Annotated in this window: 14 protein-coding genes; 10 read left to right on the plus strand and 4 right to left on the minus strand. The window is 72.2% G+C overall.

From position 1 onward, the window contains the following. Positions 1 to 42: 42 nt before the first annotated feature. A complete protein-coding gene (locus ACFFJG_RS02435; RefSeq protein ID WP_378517019.1) occupies positions 43 to 531 on the plus strand; it encodes a hypothetical protein in 489 nt (162 codons plus the stop codon). On the opposite strand, the gene ACFFJG_RS02440 is transcribed toward ACFFJG_RS02435, so the two are convergent. Beyond that, positions 468 to 1,916, minus strand: a complete 1,449-nt coding sequence (locus ACFFJG_RS02440; protein WP_378517020.1) for a glycosyltransferase 87 family protein — start codon at positions 1,914 to 1,916, stop codon at positions 468 to 470. The two genes, ACFFJG_RS02435 and ACFFJG_RS02440, sit on opposite strands and share 64 nt — an antisense overlap. Before the next feature lie 65 nt (positions 1,917 to 1,981). On the opposite strand from ACFFJG_RS02440, the gene ACFFJG_RS02445 reads away from it, so the two are divergent. Further along, positions 1,982 to 3,214, plus strand: coding sequence for an ornithine cyclodeaminase, nickel-pincer nucleotide-dependent (locus ACFFJG_RS02445; protein WP_378517021.1), 1,233 nt, complete (start codon positions 1,982 to 1,984; stop codon positions 3,212 to 3,214). Here the strand turns inward: ACFFJG_RS02445 and ACFFJG_RS02450 are convergent. Then, the gene (locus ACFFJG_RS02450) at positions 3,199 to 4,149 is read right to left on the minus strand and encodes an ROK family protein (protein ID WP_378517022.1); all 951 of its coding nucleotides are present in this window, start codon (positions 4,147 to 4,149) and stop codon (positions 3,199 to 3,201) included. The genes ACFFJG_RS02445 and ACFFJG_RS02450 overlap by 16 nt on opposite strands. Positions 4,150 to 4,284: 135 nt before the next feature. On the opposite strand from ACFFJG_RS02450, the gene ACFFJG_RS02455 reads away from it, so the two are divergent. Continuing rightward, positions 4,285 to 4,740, plus strand: coding sequence for a TadE/TadG family type IV pilus assembly protein (locus ACFFJG_RS02455; protein WP_378517023.1), 456 nt, complete (start codon positions 4,285 to 4,287; stop codon positions 4,738 to 4,740). Continuing rightward, the gene (locus ACFFJG_RS02460) at positions 4,725 to 5,918 is read left to right on the plus strand and encodes a pilus assembly protein TadG-related protein (protein WP_378517024.1); all 1,194 of its coding nucleotides are present in this window, start codon (positions 4,725 to 4,727) and stop codon (positions 5,916 to 5,918) included. The genes ACFFJG_RS02455 and ACFFJG_RS02460 overlap by 16 nt, the downstream gene beginning before the upstream one ends. A 10-nt stretch (positions 5,919 to 5,928) precedes the next feature. On the opposite strand, the gene ACFFJG_RS02465 is transcribed toward ACFFJG_RS02460, so the two are convergent. Continuing rightward, positions 5,929 to 6,342, minus strand: a complete 414-nt coding sequence (locus ACFFJG_RS02465; protein WP_378517025.1) for a hypothetical protein — start codon at positions 6,340 to 6,342, stop codon at positions 5,929 to 5,931. A gap of 67 nt (positions 6,343 to 6,409) precedes the next feature. Further along, a complete protein-coding gene (locus ACFFJG_RS02470; protein ID WP_378517026.1) occupies positions 6,410 to 6,847 on the minus strand; it encodes an SRPBCC family protein in 438 nt (145 codons plus the stop codon). A gap of 147 nt (positions 6,848 to 6,994) precedes the next feature. Here ACFFJG_RS02470 and ACFFJG_RS02475 point away from each other — a divergent pair, with 147 nt between their 5' ends. From ACFFJG_RS02475 to ACFFJG_RS02500, 6 genes are all read left to right on the plus strand, one after another. Beyond that, the gene (locus tag ACFFJG_RS02475; RefSeq protein ID WP_378517027.1) at positions 6,995 to 8,791 is read left to right on the plus strand and encodes an AMP-dependent synthetase/ligase; all 1,797 of its coding nucleotides are present in this window, start codon (positions 6,995 to 6,997) and stop codon (positions 8,789 to 8,791) included. Between the two features lie 273 nt (positions 8,792 to 9,064). Next, positions 9,065 to 9,808, plus strand: a complete 744-nt coding sequence (gene cpaB, locus ACFFJG_RS02480) for a Flp pilus assembly protein CpaB (RefSeq protein ID WP_378517028.1) — start codon at positions 9,065 to 9,067, stop codon at positions 9,806 to 9,808. A 3-nt stretch (positions 9,809 to 9,811) separates the two neighbouring features. Further along, positions 9,812 to 11,050, plus strand: coding sequence for a CpaE/TadZ family protein (locus ACFFJG_RS02485; protein WP_378517029.1), 1,239 nt, complete (start codon positions 9,812 to 9,814; stop codon positions 11,048 to 11,050). Between the two features lie 4 nt (positions 11,051 to 11,054). Then, positions 11,055 to 12,524 (plus strand): TadA family conjugal transfer-associated ATPase, encoded by a 1,470-nt coding sequence (locus tag ACFFJG_RS02490; RefSeq protein ID WP_378517030.1) that lies wholly within the window; start codon positions 11,055 to 11,057, stop codon positions 12,522 to 12,524. Continuing rightward, entirely contained in the window at positions 12,521 to 14,416 is a 1,896-nt protein-coding gene (locus ACFFJG_RS02495) for a type II secretion system F family protein (protein WP_378517031.1), read from the plus strand. The genes ACFFJG_RS02490 and ACFFJG_RS02495 overlap by 4 nt, the downstream gene beginning before the upstream one ends. A 1-nt stretch (position 14,417) precedes the next feature. Then, a complete protein-coding gene (locus ACFFJG_RS02500) occupies positions 14,418 to 15,347 on the plus strand; it encodes a type II secretion system F family protein (RefSeq protein WP_378517032.1) in 930 nt (309 codons plus the stop codon). Positions 15,348 to 15,401 lie beyond the last annotated feature (54 nt).

Consider the following 15,401-nt stretch of genomic DNA (forward strand, 5'->3'; position numbering starts at 1 on the left):
GGAGTGTGCCCCATCCGAGGTGTCCGCGGGTACCGTGAGCACGTGACGAGTCCAGGCGACGACAGCCGCACCGAGCTGGCGTGGCGGGAGATCGTCGAGAACTACGGCGAGCGCGTGCTTCTGCCGGACGACGACCCCGCCCCGGGGGCCGACGACGGCGCCGCCGACGACCCGTCCGGCGCCCGGGCGGACGACGCCCACGACGTCGAGCCGGACGATCCCTACGACGTCGAGCCCGCCGACGCCCACGACGAGCCGGCCCCCGACCGCGACGAGGTGGCCGAGGTCGACCGGTTCCGGCCGCCGACGCCCCCGCCGCTCCCCCGCCCGCGCACCTGGCAGCGTGGCGTCGCCTGGACAGGCGTGCTCGTCGTCCCGCTGCTCGCGCTGGTCATCGCGCTCTTCTCGCTCTACGTCACGCCGTTGCTGGGCTGGGCGCTGGTGGCGTGGTTCGTCGGCGGCTTCGGCTACCTGGTCAGCGAGATGCCGCGGTCACCGCGCGACCCCTGGGACGACGGCTCCCGCGTCTGACCGGTGCCCGCGTCGCGCCGGTCGTGCGCCACGGGGTCGTCGCTCGCCCACGAGACCGTGGCCACGACGAACGCGGCGCCGATGAAGTAGTAGTAGTTCATGAAGCCGACCTTCGAGGTCAGCACGGTGACCAGCAGGCTCAGGGCCACGCCGATCGCGAACGCCGTCGCGCCGGGCCGGGTGCGCCACGCCACCAGCGCCGAGACGAGCAGGCCGATGACCGGGGACACCTGGACCGCCCAGTCCGGCAGGCCGCCGAGGAGCGCCTTGAGCCCGGGCAGCAGCGACACCGCGTCGTCGCGGAACGGCTGGATGAACTGGAGCTCGACCACGGAACGGACGAACTCCCGCGGGTCCCACACCACGAACGGCACCACCACCACGGCGCCGACGGCGGCGGCCAGCGCGACGGTGCGCCAGCCGCGCGAGCGGGCGACGGTGACGAGCGCGGGCGCGTAGGAGACGGCGTACTGCTTGGAGGCGAACAGCAGGCCCAGCGGCACGGCCGCCCAGGTCCGGCCGGAGCGCATGGCGAGGACCGTCAGCAGGAGCAGGGCGGCCAGCAGCGGCTCCACCCAGTAGGCGAGCACGACGGTGGACGCCGTGGTGCCGCATACCAGCAGCAGCGCGACGGCGCGACCGAGGCGGTCGGTGGCCATCCGCCACGCGAGTCCGGTGGTCAGCAGGACGGCCGCGAGGTGCATCCACCTCGGGTCGCCCAGCAGGTGTGCGGGCACGTCGAGGAGCAGGCTCGCGGGGAGGTACGGGAAGCCGTACTGCACGATCCCGTCGACCACGACCCCCGGGCCGTAGAACGCCCGCGTCCCGGCCGCGTCGTAGGGGTTCTCGATGGTGATCGCGTAGGGCGAGGTGCCGTGCAGCATGGCGTCGATGCCCCCGCGCAGGAACGCCCCCACGTCGATGAGGACCTCCGCCTGCAGGATGCGCAGCGCGGCCAGGACGGCGAAGCCCGCCAGCAGCACGAGCAGCCCCGCGCGCGACCACGACCGGCCGCCCCACACCGCCGCTGCTGCGGCCGGCAGCATGACCAGGGCGAGCGGCACGACCGCCCAGGACGACACCCCCGAGACCATCGCCAGGCCGGCGTTGGCCACGATGCCGAGTCCGCCGACCACGACCACCACGGCCAGGACGAGGCCCTGCCGGGCGTGGGGGCCGACCCGACGGGTGAGCAGCGGGACCAGGCAGACCACGGCCAGGACGAGCATCACCAGGGGCATCAGCAGCACCGGGTCGATCGGTGCGTACTGCAGCGAGCACGTCGCGGCGAGCACCGCGGCAGCGGTGCGGGCCAGCGGCACCCGGCCGCGGGTCAGGTCGGCGGAGCGGTGCACGTCGTCACCCGTGGCGGCGTGGGGCTGCATGGCAGGAGTCAACCACCCTCGGCGTCCTGCGGACGGGAGCTCGGCCGACGCACTAGGGTCACGCCGTGCGGACGAGCCAGACGGTCGAGGTGACCGGACACCTGATGGACAACGGGATCCTGTCCCGCGTCCTCGACGACATCCGCGACCACGGCGGCGACTACGTGATCGACCGCTTCGACGTCGGCCACGAGGCCCACGACCCGAGCCGGGCGCGCATCACCGTGCAGGCCGAGGACGAGGCGGCCCTCGAACGGCTGCTGATGCGGCTGCAGACCCGGGGCGTCAACCAGCTCGACCCCGGCGAGGCCGCCACGGCGACCGCCGACCGGGACGGCGTGCTGCCCGAGGGCTTCTACGCCACCACCAACCTCGACACCCGGGTCCGGCTCGGCGGCGCCTGGTACGAGGTGGAGAACCCCGAGATGGACTGCGGGCTCGTCGTCCTCGAGTCCCCTGACGCCCGGCCCCGGGTGCGCACCGTCCCGATGTCCGACGTGCGCGCGGGGATGCGGGTCGTGGTCGGCGCCGCCGGCATCAGGGTCACCGTGCCGGCGCCCGGCCCGGGCGACACGTCGTCGACGGACGACCCGTTCGGCGACCGGCCGCAGGTCGTGCTGGTGCGCCAGGTGGCCGACGGCATGCGGCAGGCGCGCGAGCAGGGCAAGCGGCTCCTGTGGGTCGCCGGGCCCGGCGTCGTGCACACCGGTGCCGCGCCGGCGCTCACCGCCCTCATCGGCGCAGGGTTCGTCGACACCCTCTTCGCGGGCAACGCCCTCGCCACCCACGACATCGAGTCGGCCCTCTACGGCACCAGCCTGGGCGTCGACCTCACCATGTCGCAGGGGCTCGAGCACGGCCACGAGCACCACGTGCGCGCCGTGAACACGGTGCGCCGCGCCGGCTCGATCGCGGCCGCCGTGGCCGACGGCACCATCGCCAGCGGCATCATGCATGCCCTGGTCACCCACCGGAAGCGCTTCGTGCTGGTCGGCTCCGTGCGCGACGACGGGCCACTGCCCGACGTGCACACCGACGTGGTGGAGGGACAGCGGGCGATGCGCGAGGAGATCGACGGCGTGGGCTACTGCCTGATGGTCGCGACCCAGCTGCACTCGGTCGCGACCAGCAACATCCTGCCGGCGAGCGTCCCCGTGGTCTGCGTCGACATCGACCCGGCCACGGTCACCAGGATCACCGACCGCGGCGCCAGCCGGGGCCGGGGCATCGTCACCGACGTGGGCCTGTTCCTCGAGCAGCTCGCGCTCGAGCTCGTGCCGGACTACCGCCGCAGCTGAGCCGCGAGCAGGGCCGCGCCGACCATCCCCGACTGCGGCCCCAGGCGCGCCGCCACCAGCTCGGGCACGACGCGGTGCGCGCCGCCGACGAGGGAGCGCTGCAGGGCCGCGCGAGCCGGGCCCAGGAGGCGGTCGCCCGCCGAGATCACGCCGCCACCGACCACGACGAGCTCCGGGTCGAGCGCGGCCACGAGGTTGGCCGTGCCGATGCCGAGCCAGTCGCCGACCGACGCGAACGCGGCGCGGGCGACGAGGTCGCCCTGCTCGGCGGCCGCCGTGACCATGGGACCGGTCACCCGGTCCGCACCCCCGCTCATCTCCTCCAGCACCGAGGGCTGCTCGGCCATCAGCGCCCGGGCGTCGCGCACGAGCGCGTTGCCCGAGGAGTACTGCTCCCAGCAGCCGCTGCGCCCGCACTCGCACGCGCGGCCGTCCGGCACGACCTGCATGTGGCCGAACTCCCCGGCCATCCCGTTGGCGCCCCGCAGGACCCGGTCGCCCAGCAGGAGGGCGCCGCCGATGCCGGTGCCCATCGTGATCATCAGCGCCGACGCCGCGCCCCTGGCCGCACCGTGGTGCGCCTCGGCACGCGCGGCACAGTTGGCGTCGTTGTCGAGCACGACCGGGCAGCCGAGCCGCGCCTCGAGCAGGTCTCGCAGCGGCTCGCCCTGCCAGGGCAGGTGCGGGGCGAACATCACCCGCTCCCCCGCCGAGTCGACGAACCCCGCGGCCGCGATGCCCACGGCGCCCAGCGGGTCGTCGCCGGCAGCCTCGAGCACCGCCTCGACCAGCGCGTCCTCGACCTCACGGACCCGCACGCGGCGGCCCGGCGTCGTACGACGGGCGGTGCGCACCACGGCGCCGTCGGTGTCGACGACACCCGCCAGCACCTTCGTGCCGCCGATGTCGACGCCGACGGTCACGGGTGCGGGCATGAGTGCATCCTGTCGCACCTGACGGACTAGACCTCCGCCGGTCCCGCGTCACGAACGCCCCCGACGTCCGTCCCCGCCCCACAGGCACGACCCGTCGTGCTGCGCGCGGCGTGGGCCGAGGAGGAGGGACGCACCATGCGATCACGACGACACGCACGGGCCGGGGGCGCACGGGCCGGGGGCGAGCGCGGTGCCGCCGCGGTCGAGCTGGCCCTGGTGGTCCCGCTGTTCCTGCTGATCCTCATCGGCATCATCAACGTCGGCGTGATGGTCGCCCAGCAGATCGCCCTCGGCAACGCGGCCCGGCAGGCCGCGCGCTACGCGGTCGTGGACGGCCCCACCTGCACCGACGTCGAGGCGCAGGCCCGGGACGCCCTCAGCGCGCCGAACATGGACAGCTCGGCACCGACGTTCTCCCTCTCCGGCGGCCCCTGCCCCAAGCCCTGCCAGGGCTCGGCGGGCCGCACCGACCCCAACGTCACGGTGACCCTGCGCTACACGAGCACCTGGGTCGTGCCGTTCCCCGTCCCCGGGCTGGGGACGGGCCGCACGCTCGAGGGGAAGGGGCGGTTCCGGTGCGAGTTCTCCTGAGTCGTCGGCTCCGCCGCCGCGACGAGTCCGGCGCCCTCCTGGTCCTCACCGGCCTGGTCCTGGTCGTGCTGCTCACCCTGTGCGCCTTCACCGCCGACCTCGGCGTGGCCTACGTCAACAAGCGCCAGCTGCAGACCGCCGCCGACGCCGCCGCGCTCGGGTCGGCCGTCGTCTTCGCCCAGGGCGCCACCACGGGCACCGGCTGTGCCGGGATGGTCACCGCGCACCAGGTGGAGGCCCGGGCGGAGGCCGTGGCGAAGGTCGCCGACAACGACAACGACGCGAGCCCCGCCACGCCGACCTTCACCCCCACCTGCGACGCGCTCGGGCTCAAGGTCTCGGTGAGGGCGTCCGCCACCAGCCCCGGCTTCTTCGGACCGATCGTGGGGAGGTCGAGCTACGCCGTCGACCGCACCGCGAGTGCCCGCGTGACGGTCGCCGGCTCGGTCGGCGCCGGCCTGCGCCCGCTCGCCCTGTGCTCGCGGGACCTGCTCACCCTCACGCGGTTCCCCAGCCCCGTCCTGAAGTTCACCGGACCGTCGCAGGGCGGGGGCGGGTCGGCGCAGGACTGTCCCGACACGATGAACCCGGGCAACTGGTGGACGCTGCGCTGCCCGAGTGCCAACGACAACCTCGCCTACAACCTGGCCCACGGCTGCCGCAACCCGGTCTCGATGGTCCCCGACCAGCCCGCTCCCGGGAGCACGACCCTGCGTCCCCACCTGCTGAGCTACTGCGCCGACCCCGACGCGCACCCGGAGTCGTGCCTGACGTCCGACCCCGGCAACATGCGTGACAGCGGCTCGCTGTCGGCGATGAAGGCCCTGGTGGACAGCGAGGAGACCTTCTTCCTGCCGGCCTTCTGCGGCACACCGACGTGCAACCCCGGCGCGGTGACCGTGGACGGCGGCTCCAACGCCGTCTACCCGGTGTTCCGGCTGATCGCGGTGCGCCTGTGCGGCTTCCACTTCGGCAACGGCAACGGCGCCTACCAGTCCACCACCACCGACTGCGGCAACAACCCGAGCGGCTTCAACGCCTCGAGCGGCGGCAACCAGACCAACTACATGCTGGTCTCGGTGCAGCAGGTCAACGTGTCGGGGCCGGTGGTCAACACCGGGTGCACCATCGGTGCACCGTGCGACACCGGGCTGCGCCAGGTGACGATGACCGAGTAGCCGCGAGGGCTCAGGCGTCGGCGGCCCGACCCGTCACGTCGTCGTCCTGGTCGGGGTCGTCCCCGTCGACGCCGACGCCACCCGAGGGTCGAGCCCCGCGCGGGCCGGGGTCGGTGGCGAGCAGCGCGGACGCCGCCGAGACCAGCGACGACGCGGCCGCCGCCAGGTGCGTGGTCACGTCGGGACTCACCTGGCGCACCGCGTGAACCACGCGGCAGATCGGGCACACCGTGCACTCGGCCGACCCCGTCGCGAGGTGCTCGTCGAGGTCGCGGGCCGTGGCGGCCGCGCGGGCCGCCATCGCGGAGAGGCCGTCCTCGGCCTCGTCGGCCTGCTCGCGCGCCCACCCCGAGAGCGCGCCGAAGAGCTTGGCCGCCTCCTCACCGAGGGACCCGACCTCGTGCCGGTCGCCGGGCTCGCTCACGTCGTCTCCTGCTCGTCGGTGGGTGGTCGTGCGCCGGGGCGGAGGACCCGCACCCGGCCGCCGCGGGTCAGAGCGACTCGACGCGCTTCTTCAGGCCCTTGAGCGCGGTGTCGATGAGGATCTTCTCGCCCTTGCGCTTGAGCATCCCGATGAGGGGGATGCTGACGTCGAGGGCGAGGCGGTAGGTCACCTCGGTCGAGCCGTCGCCCCGGTCGGCGAGGGTGTAGGCGCCGTCGAGCATCTTCAGCATGTTGCCCTCGACCAGCGACCAGGTGACCTCGCGGTCGCCGTGCCAGTCGTAGGCGAGCGTGTACTCGTCCTTGATCGGGGAGACGTCGAGGGCGAAGTGGACCTGCTCGGCACGTCCGTCGGCGCCCGGGACCGTGACCTCCGCGACCTGCACGCCCTTGGCCCACTCGGGGTAGGACCCGAAGTCGGCGATGACGGCCATCACGTCGGCCGGAGGGGCGTCGACCACGATCGAGGAGGAGGTCTGTTCGGCCATGGCCGGAGCCTAGCCCACCGCATTCCGGGTCCCGGACCTGTCGCCTCCGGCGCCCCCCGGGCCCGGCCGCTCGCCCGGCGAGCCGGACGGGGTCGCCCAGGCGATAGCCTGCGCACGCACATCACCGCCGACCCGGGAGGTTCCACCGTGCGTGAGTTCTCCACGCCGCTCTCCATCACCATCCCCTCCACCGGGAACCTCACCGACGACGTCGTCACGAACGCCGCCGAGGCGCCGGAGGCGGTGGTCTTCAGCCGTCGCGACGGCGACGCGTGGTCGGACGTCACCGCGGCGCAGTTCCACGACGAGGTGCGTGCGGTCGCCAAGGGGCTCGTGGCCGCGGGGGTGGAGCCGGGCGACCGGGTCGCCCTGCTGTCCAAGACCCGCTACGAGTGGACCCTGGTCGACTACGCCATCTGGTTCGCGGGCGCGGTGGGCGTGCCGATCTACGAGACCTCGTCGGCCGAGCAGATCGCGTGGATCCTGTCCGACTCCGGCGCCCGCGCGGTCGTCGCCGAGGGCCCCGACCACCTCGCGCGGGTGCGTGAGGCCCGCGAGGCCGGCGACCTGCCCGAGCTGCAGCACGTGTGGTCGATCGAGGACAACGCGGTCGACGTGCTCCAGCGGCTGGGCTCCGACATCACCGACGCGGTGCTCGAGGAGCGGCGCACCGCCGCCACGCCGCAGTCCCTCGCCACGCTGATCTACACCAGCGGCACGACGGGTCGCCCCAAGGGCTGCATGCTCACGCACGGCAACTTCATGTTCGAGCTGGGCGTGGCCGTCGACGAGCTGCAGGACCTGTTCGACACCGAGGGCGCGGCCACGCTCCTGTTCCTCCCCCTCGCCCACGTCTTCGCCCGCATCATCCAGGTCGGCTGCGTCAAGAGCCGCGCCCGGATGGGCCACAGCGCCGACATCAAGAACCTCGTCGCCGACCTCGGCGAGTTCCGCCCGACGTTCATCCTCGCCGTGCCGCGAGTGTTCGAGAAGGTCTTCAACAGCGCCTCGCAGCGCGCGACCGCCGACGGGCGCGGCAAGGTCTTCGACCGCGCGGCCGACGTCGCCATCGCCTGGTCCCGCGCCCTGGACGGACCGCGGGTGCCGGTGCGGCTGCGCGTGCAGCACGCGCTGTTCGACCGGCTGGTCTACGGCCGGCTGCGGCAGGCCCTCGGCGGCAGCTGCACGTACGCCATCTCCGGCGGCGCGCCGCTCGGCGACCGGCTGAGCCACTTCTACCGCGGCATCGGCCTGGTGGTGCTCGAGGGCTACGGCCTGACCGAGACCACCGCGGCGCTCTCGGCCAACCTGCCCGGCGCCATCAAGGTGGGCACCGTCGGTCGTCCCTTCCCCGGCACGAGCGTGCGGGTCGGCGACGACGGCGAGCTGCTCTTCCGCGGCGGCCAGGTCTTCGCCGGCTACTGGGGCAACGAGGACGCGACCCGCGAGGCCGTCGACGCCGACGGCTGGTTCCACACCGGCGACGTCGGTGAGGTCGACGACGAGGGCTTCGTCCGGATCACCGGGCGCAAGAAGGAGATCCTGGTGACCGCCGGGGGCAAGAACGTGGCGCCCGCCGTCCTGGAGGACCGGCTGCGTGCCCACGCCCTCGTCGACCAGTGCCTGGTCGTCGGTGACGGCCAGCCGTTCATCGGCGCCCTCGTCACCCTCGACCGCGAGACCCTGCCCGCGTGGGCCGAGCAGCACGGCAAGACCACCGACGTGGCGTCCCTCGTCGACGACCCCGACCTGGTCGCCGCCGTGCAGGAGGCCGTCGACGAGGCCAACAAGGCGGTCTCGAAGGCCGAGTCGATCCGCAAGTTCACGATCCTCCCCGGCGAGTGGACCGAGGAGGGCGGCCAGCTGACGCCGAGCCTCAAGCTCAAGCGCAACGTCGTGGTGCGTGAGGCCCGCGCCGAGATCGAGGCGCTCTACCTCTCCTGACCTCCAGCGCCTCCGCGGCGCGCCGGGGGCTAGACCATGACTAGGTCGGACTAGTCACTTCGGGCCATGCCCGGACCACCATCGGGTGGTTTGTGCGGCTTAGCCCCTCATCCCCTGTGCCCCGTCCCTATGGTCGTTCGTGCACGAGGGGACGTCGGGGCCCCTCGCGACGCAGACGGTGGGACACCTCTACACCACCGCCGCAGGACCTTCCTTCCCGGCACGTTGCTGAGTGATTCCACCCCCCGTGGAACTGACTTCGAAGGACGCCTGATGGCCCGTCGTTCCGTAATCCTCACCCTGGCCGTGATCACGGCCCTCGTCGGCACGCTGCTGATCGTCATGTACGTGCAGGGCATCGACAACCGGGCCACCGAGGGCCAGGAGCTCGTCGAGGTGCTGGTCGCCAAGGACGTCGTGTCCGCGGGTGAGACCGTCGCCGCCGCCGAGGAGGCCGGCAAGTTCGAGAAGAAGCAGGTGCGCCGCGAGGACCTGGTCCCCGGCTTCCTCTCCTCCTCCACCAGCGTCACCGGCCTGGTCGCCACCGGGAACATCTACCCGGGCGAGCAGCTGATCGCCGACAAGTTCGGCAGCGTCGGCGACACCCAGAGCCTGGTGATCCCCGACGACAAGCTCGCCATCTCGGTCGAGCTCACCGACCCCGAGCGCGTCGCCGGCTTCGTCAACCCGGGCTCCGAGGTCTCGATCTTCGTCACCGTCAGCGACCCGAAGAAGTACACCCGCGTGCTGCTGACCCGCGTCACCGTCATCGGCGTCGGCCAGACGACGACCACCTCGCGCACCGTGACCGACGAGACCGGCGCTCAGACGGTGGAGGAGATCCCGAAGACGATCATGACGCTGGCGCTGAGCCAGAAGGAGTCGGAGAAGCTGATCTGGGCCGACCGCTTCGGTGACCTCAACGTGGCGCTGCTGAGCGACAAGACCACCGTCACCGACGAGCCGGGCGTCGACGCCCCGGTCGTCCTGCCCGGCCTCCCGGCCACCGTGGGCTGATCCATGACGACCATCCTCGAGACCGACGCAGGCCAGCGCTCCATCCTGCAGGCCATGCTCCACGGCTCCTCGGCCGTGGGCAGCGTGGAGGACCTCCACAGCCACATCCACACCGCGGCGCAGGAGTTCGCCGTCGTCATCGGCCCGAGCATCACCACGGGCGAGGCGACCGAGTTCGCGCAGTGGGCCCGGGTCAACCGCCCGGACCTCGGCGTGATCCTGCTCCGCGAGGTCGTCGACGCGAACGCCCTGGCCATGGCCCTGCGCAGCGGCATGCGCGAGGTCGTCCAGAGCAAGGACCTCGCGGGCATCACGACCGCCGTCCAGCGCGCCCGCTCCGTCGCCAGCGCCATCGGCCAGACCATGCTGGGCGAGGTCCAGGCCGCCGCCGAGGAGGCCAAGGCACGCCTGGTCGCCGAGGCCGAGGCCGAGAAGGCCGCCGCCGAGGCGCCGCAGGGCAAGCTCTTCACCGTCTTCTCCACCAAGGGCGGCGTCGGCAAGAGCCTGGTCGCGGTCAACACCGCCGTCGCGCTGTCGCAGAAGGGCCATCGGGTCTGCCTGGTCGACCTCGACGTCAACAGCGGCGACGTGGCGATCATGCTGCAGCTCTCCCCCACCCGGAACGTCAACGACCTGGTCACCTTCCGCGGCGGCATCGACGAGGGCGCGATCCAGTCGCTGCTGACCACCCACGACGACCGGCTCTCCATCGTCGCGGCCCCGGTCACCCTCGACTCGCCGGACCAGGCGTCCGGCGAGGAGATCGGGATGCTCCTCGACGGCCTCAAGGCGATGTTCGACTACGTGGTCGTCGACACCTCGGGCGTCTTCGACGACCAGGCGCTCGCCGCCCTCGACCGCTCCGACTCGATCATCCTCGTCGGCACGCTCGACATCCCCGCGCTCAAGGGGCTCAAGCTCGCCGCGAGCACGCTCGACCTGCTCAACTTCGCGCGCGACACCTGGTCGTTCGTCCTCAACCGCGCCGATGCCAAGGTCGGCCTCTCCCAGGCGGAGTACGAGTCGACGCTCGGCATCAAGGCCGACGCCACGCTCGTCTCCAGCCGTGAGGTCCTCGCCGCGGTCAACCGCGGGGAGGCGCTCGTCACCGCGTACCCGGGCAACGCGAACAGCAAGGCGCTCGCCGCCTTCGCCGGCGCGCTGTCCGCCGCGCACGCCGCCGGGGCGAAGGACTCCCCGGCCGAACGCAAGTCCAGTCGACGTCGTCTGCGAAAGGGCTGATGACATGAGCCTCACCGACCGCCTCGCCGCCGCCTCGCGGCACCGCTCCGACGCCCCGGAGGCCCCGGCCGCCGCCGCTCCCCCGCCGCCCGCCGCCCCGGCCGGTGCGGCCGGTGCCGGCGGCGGCGCCACGCCCGTCAAGCTCGCCGAGTCCACCGAGGCGGGGCGCCGTCGCGCCGCCGCGCGCGGCACGGCCAGCGACCCCTACAAGGACCTCAAGCGGGTCGTCCACGCGCGCCTGGTCAGCAGCCTCGGCCCGACGCTCTACGACGCGCACCTCACCCAGTCCGACCTCGAGCAGCAGGTGCGCCTCGCGCTGCAGACCACGCTGTCCGAGGTCGACATGCCGATGTCCTCGGCCGACAAGTCGCGGATCTCGCAGGAGATCGCCGACGACATCCTCGGCTACGGTCCGCTCGAGCCGCTCCTGCGCGACGCCGACCTGTCCGAGGTCATGGTGAACACCTACCAGGACATCTACGTCGAGCGCAGCGGCAAGCTGGTCAAGGTCGAGGCGACCTTCGCCGACGAGGCGCACCTGCGTCGCACCATCGACAAGATCGTCAGCAAGATCGGCCGGCGCGTCGACGAGACCAGCCCCATGGTCGACGCCCGCCTGCCCGACGGCAGCCGTGTCAACGCGATCATCCCGCCGCTGGCGCTCGACGGCTCGAAGCTCACGATCCGCAAGTTCTCCGAGGACCCCTACACCGTCGAGGACCTCATCGGGTTCGGCACGCTGAGCCGCGCCTCGGCCGAGCTGCTCGAGGCCTGCGTGCGCGGGCGCCTCAACATCCTGGTCTCCGGCGGTACGGGTGCCGGGAAGACCACGACGCTCAACGTGCTGTCGTCCTTCATCCCCGACGACGAGCGCATCGTGACCATCGAGGACGCCGCCGAGCTCCGGCTGGTGCAGGACCACGTGCTGCGCCTGGAGTCTCGCCCGGCCAACATCGAGGGCAAGGGCGCGGTGACCATCCGCGACCTGGTGAAGAACTCCCTGCGCATGCGCCCCGACCGCGTGGTGGTCGGTGAGATCCGTGACGCCGCCGCCCTCGACATGCTCCAGGCGATGAACACCGGTCACGACGGCTCGATCTCGACCCTGCACGCGAACACCCCGCGCGACGCGCTCTCCCGTCTCGAGACCATGGTGCTGATGGCGGGCATGGACCTGCCGGTCCGCGCCATCCGCGAGCAGGTGGCCAGCGCGGTCGACCTGATCATCCAGCAGACCCGCCTCAAGGACGGCACGCGCCGGATCACCGCGATCACCGAGATCGTCGGCATGGAGGGCGACATCATCACCACCCAGGACGTCTTCCTCTTCGACTACAGCGCCGGCATGAACGAGCAGGGCAAGTTCAAGGGCGGCCTGGAGTCCACCGGGCTCCGTCCACGCTTCCTGGAGCGGCTCGCCGACCACGGCGTGCACCTCAACCCGGCCGTGTTCACCGTCGGCGGGGCCCGATGAGGACGCTCTCGCGCGCCGTCGCGGGCGGTCTCGCGGCGTCGCTGCTCACCCTGTCGCTGGGCGGCCCCGCGCTCGCCGACGACGAGGTGACCATCGACCACGTCGGCACCGACCGCGGCACCGTCAGCCTGCTGGTGTCCACCGACGGCGTGCCGGACGGCACCCCCGTCGACCCGGACAAGGTCTACGTCGAGCTCAACGGCAGCGCGGTCGAGTCCACGTCCAAGCTGGTCGACGCCGGCGACATCGACCGCTCCACCGTGATCGTCCTCGACGCCAGCAAGAGCATGAGGGGCAAGGGGAAGTTCGGCGCGGCCACGACGGCCATCAACGCCTTCCTCGACAGCGCCCCCGCCGACGTCAAGATCGGCCTCGTCGCCTTCGCCGGCAAGGTCACCACGACGGTCTCGCCGACCGTCGACCACGCCGACGTCCGCGAGGCGCTCGGCAAGATCACCCTCGCCCCGGGCACCGCCGTCTACGACGGCATCGAGGAGGGCGTCACGCTCCTCACCGGTGACGGGGCGCGCAACCTCCTCGTCCTCTCCGACGGCGCCGACACGGGCAGCGACACCACCGTCGACGTCGCCACCAACGACGCCACGACCGCCGGCGTCGTCGTCGACGTGGTCTCGCTGGTCTCCGGTGCCGACAGCGACGCGCTCGGCTCCGTCGCCACCGACACGGGCGGCTCGATCATCCCGGCCGACCCCGCGGCCCTCACCAGCGTCTTCAACGAGCGTGCCGCCGCGCTCGACCAGCAGCTGCTGGTCACCTTCACCGCGCCCTACGGCAGCGGCGAGGACGCCAACATCGACGTCGTCGTCGACGCCGGCGGGACGCAGTACCACGACACCGCCTTCGCGACCCTCGGGCCCGGCTTCGAGGTCCCCGACGTGGTCGAGTCCGGACGGGCGCTGATCGGCAACAAGGGCATGCTGCTCGGCGCCGGTGCGCTCGCCATCGGCCTCTTCGGCCTGCTCGCGATCGTGCTCATCGGGGCCGGCGACAACCGGTCCCAGTCGGTCAAGCAGCTCGAGGCGTACTTCAACGGCACGGGCGTGGGCAACGACAAGAAGCGGAAGAAGACCAGCCCGAGCGACCTCAAGGGGTCCGCGGTCCAGGTCGCCAACAAGGTGGTCTCCGACGACCTGGCCAACCGCATCGCCAAGCGCCTCTCCGGCGCCGGCTCGGCGCTGACGCCGTCGGAGTGGGTGCTGGTGCACGCCGGCATCGCGTTCGGCGCGGGCATCCTCGGCCTGCTGGTGGGCGGCTTCGCCATGAGCATCCTGTTCCTGCTGCTCGGCATCGTGCTGCCCTGGGTCTACCTCAAGTTCCGCCACGGGCGCCGGCTCAACAAGTTCAACGCCCAGCTCGCCCAGACCCTCGGCCTGATGGCCGGCGGCCTCCAGGCCGGCCTCTCGCTCCCCCAGGCCGTCGACACCGTGGTCCGCGAGGGGCACGAGCCGATGGCCGGCGAGCTGCGCCGCGCCCTGGTCGAGCAGCGCCTCGGCGTCGACATCACCGACGCCCTCGACGGCGTGGGCGAGCGGATGGAGAGCGACGACTTCAGCTGGGTCGTCATGGCCATCCGCATCCAGCGCGAGGTCGGCGGCAACCTGGCCGAGATCCTGCACACGGTCGCCGACACCCTGCGTGAGCGCGAGTACCTGCGCCGCCAGGTCAAGGCGCTGAGCGCGGAGGGCCGGCTGTCCGGGTACATCCTGGTCGGCCTGCCGCCGCTGATCTTCTTCTACATGACCGTCGCGAACCCGGAGTACGCCAAGGTGCTCTACACGACGGTGACCGGCTACATCATCCTGGGCGTGGCGCTCTTCCTGCTCTCACTGGGATCATTCGCGATGGCGAAGCTCGCCACGGTGGAGGTGTGACGTGATTCTCTGGATCGGTGCCGGGTTGATCTTCTCGGCCTTCCTCCTGGGCATGGCGATGGTCGCCATCGTCTCCAACGAGCGCAAGGGTGTCGCGCGCTCGGTGGCCGCGATCCAGGCGATCAGCCAGTCGACCCCCGACATGCTGGCCACCGAGCTCGAGCGTCCGTTCGCCGAGCGCGTGCTCGGTCCGCTCGGCGACCGCCTGGTCGGCACCGGCCGCAAGCTGGTGCGCGCCGACACGGCCCAGAAGCTGCAGTACCGCCTCAACATCGCCGGCAACCCGCCCGGCTGGGACGCCAACCGCATCATCGGCCTGAAGGTGCTCGGCCTCGTGGTCTTCTCCGGCCTGGGCTTCCTCTACATCGCGGGCCAGGGCTGGCCGTTCGTGCGCACGGTGATCGCGATCGTCCTCGTCGGCGCCTTCGGCTACGTGCTGCCCAACGTGCTGCTCTACAACGCCGGCCAGAAGCGCGAGAAGCTGATGCGCAACTCGCTGCCCGACGCCCTCGACCTGCTCACCGTGTCCGTCGAGGCCGGCCTGGGCTTCGACGCCGCGGTGGACCGCGTCGCCCGCAACACCGACGGTCCGCTCTCCTCGGAGTTCGCCCGCCTGCTGCAGGAGATGAACATCGGCGTGGGCCGCAGCGACGCGATGCGCGCGATGGCCGAGCGCACCTCGCTCGACGACCTCAAGTCGTTCTGCCTGGCGATGGTGCAGGCCGACAGCCTCGGCATCCCGATCGGCCGCGTGCTGCGGATCCAGAGCGGCGAGATGCGGACCAAGCGTCGTCAGCGCGCCGAGGAGAAGGCGCAGCAGGTGCCGGTCCGGATGATGATCCCGCTGGTCCTGTTCATCCTGCCGTGCCTGTTCCTCGTCATCATGGGGCCGGCCGGCATCCAGATGGCCGAGACCTTCGGGAACCGCTGAACCGATGCGCCTGACCGGCCGGGTGGACAGGACTGGACCCCGGGGCTCCCTCCT

Source organism: Nocardioides zeicaulis, assembly GCF_042432345.1.
GTDB classification, from domain to species: domain Bacteria; phylum Actinomycetota; class Actinomycetes; order Propionibacteriales; family Nocardioidaceae; genus Nocardioides; species Nocardioides zeicaulis.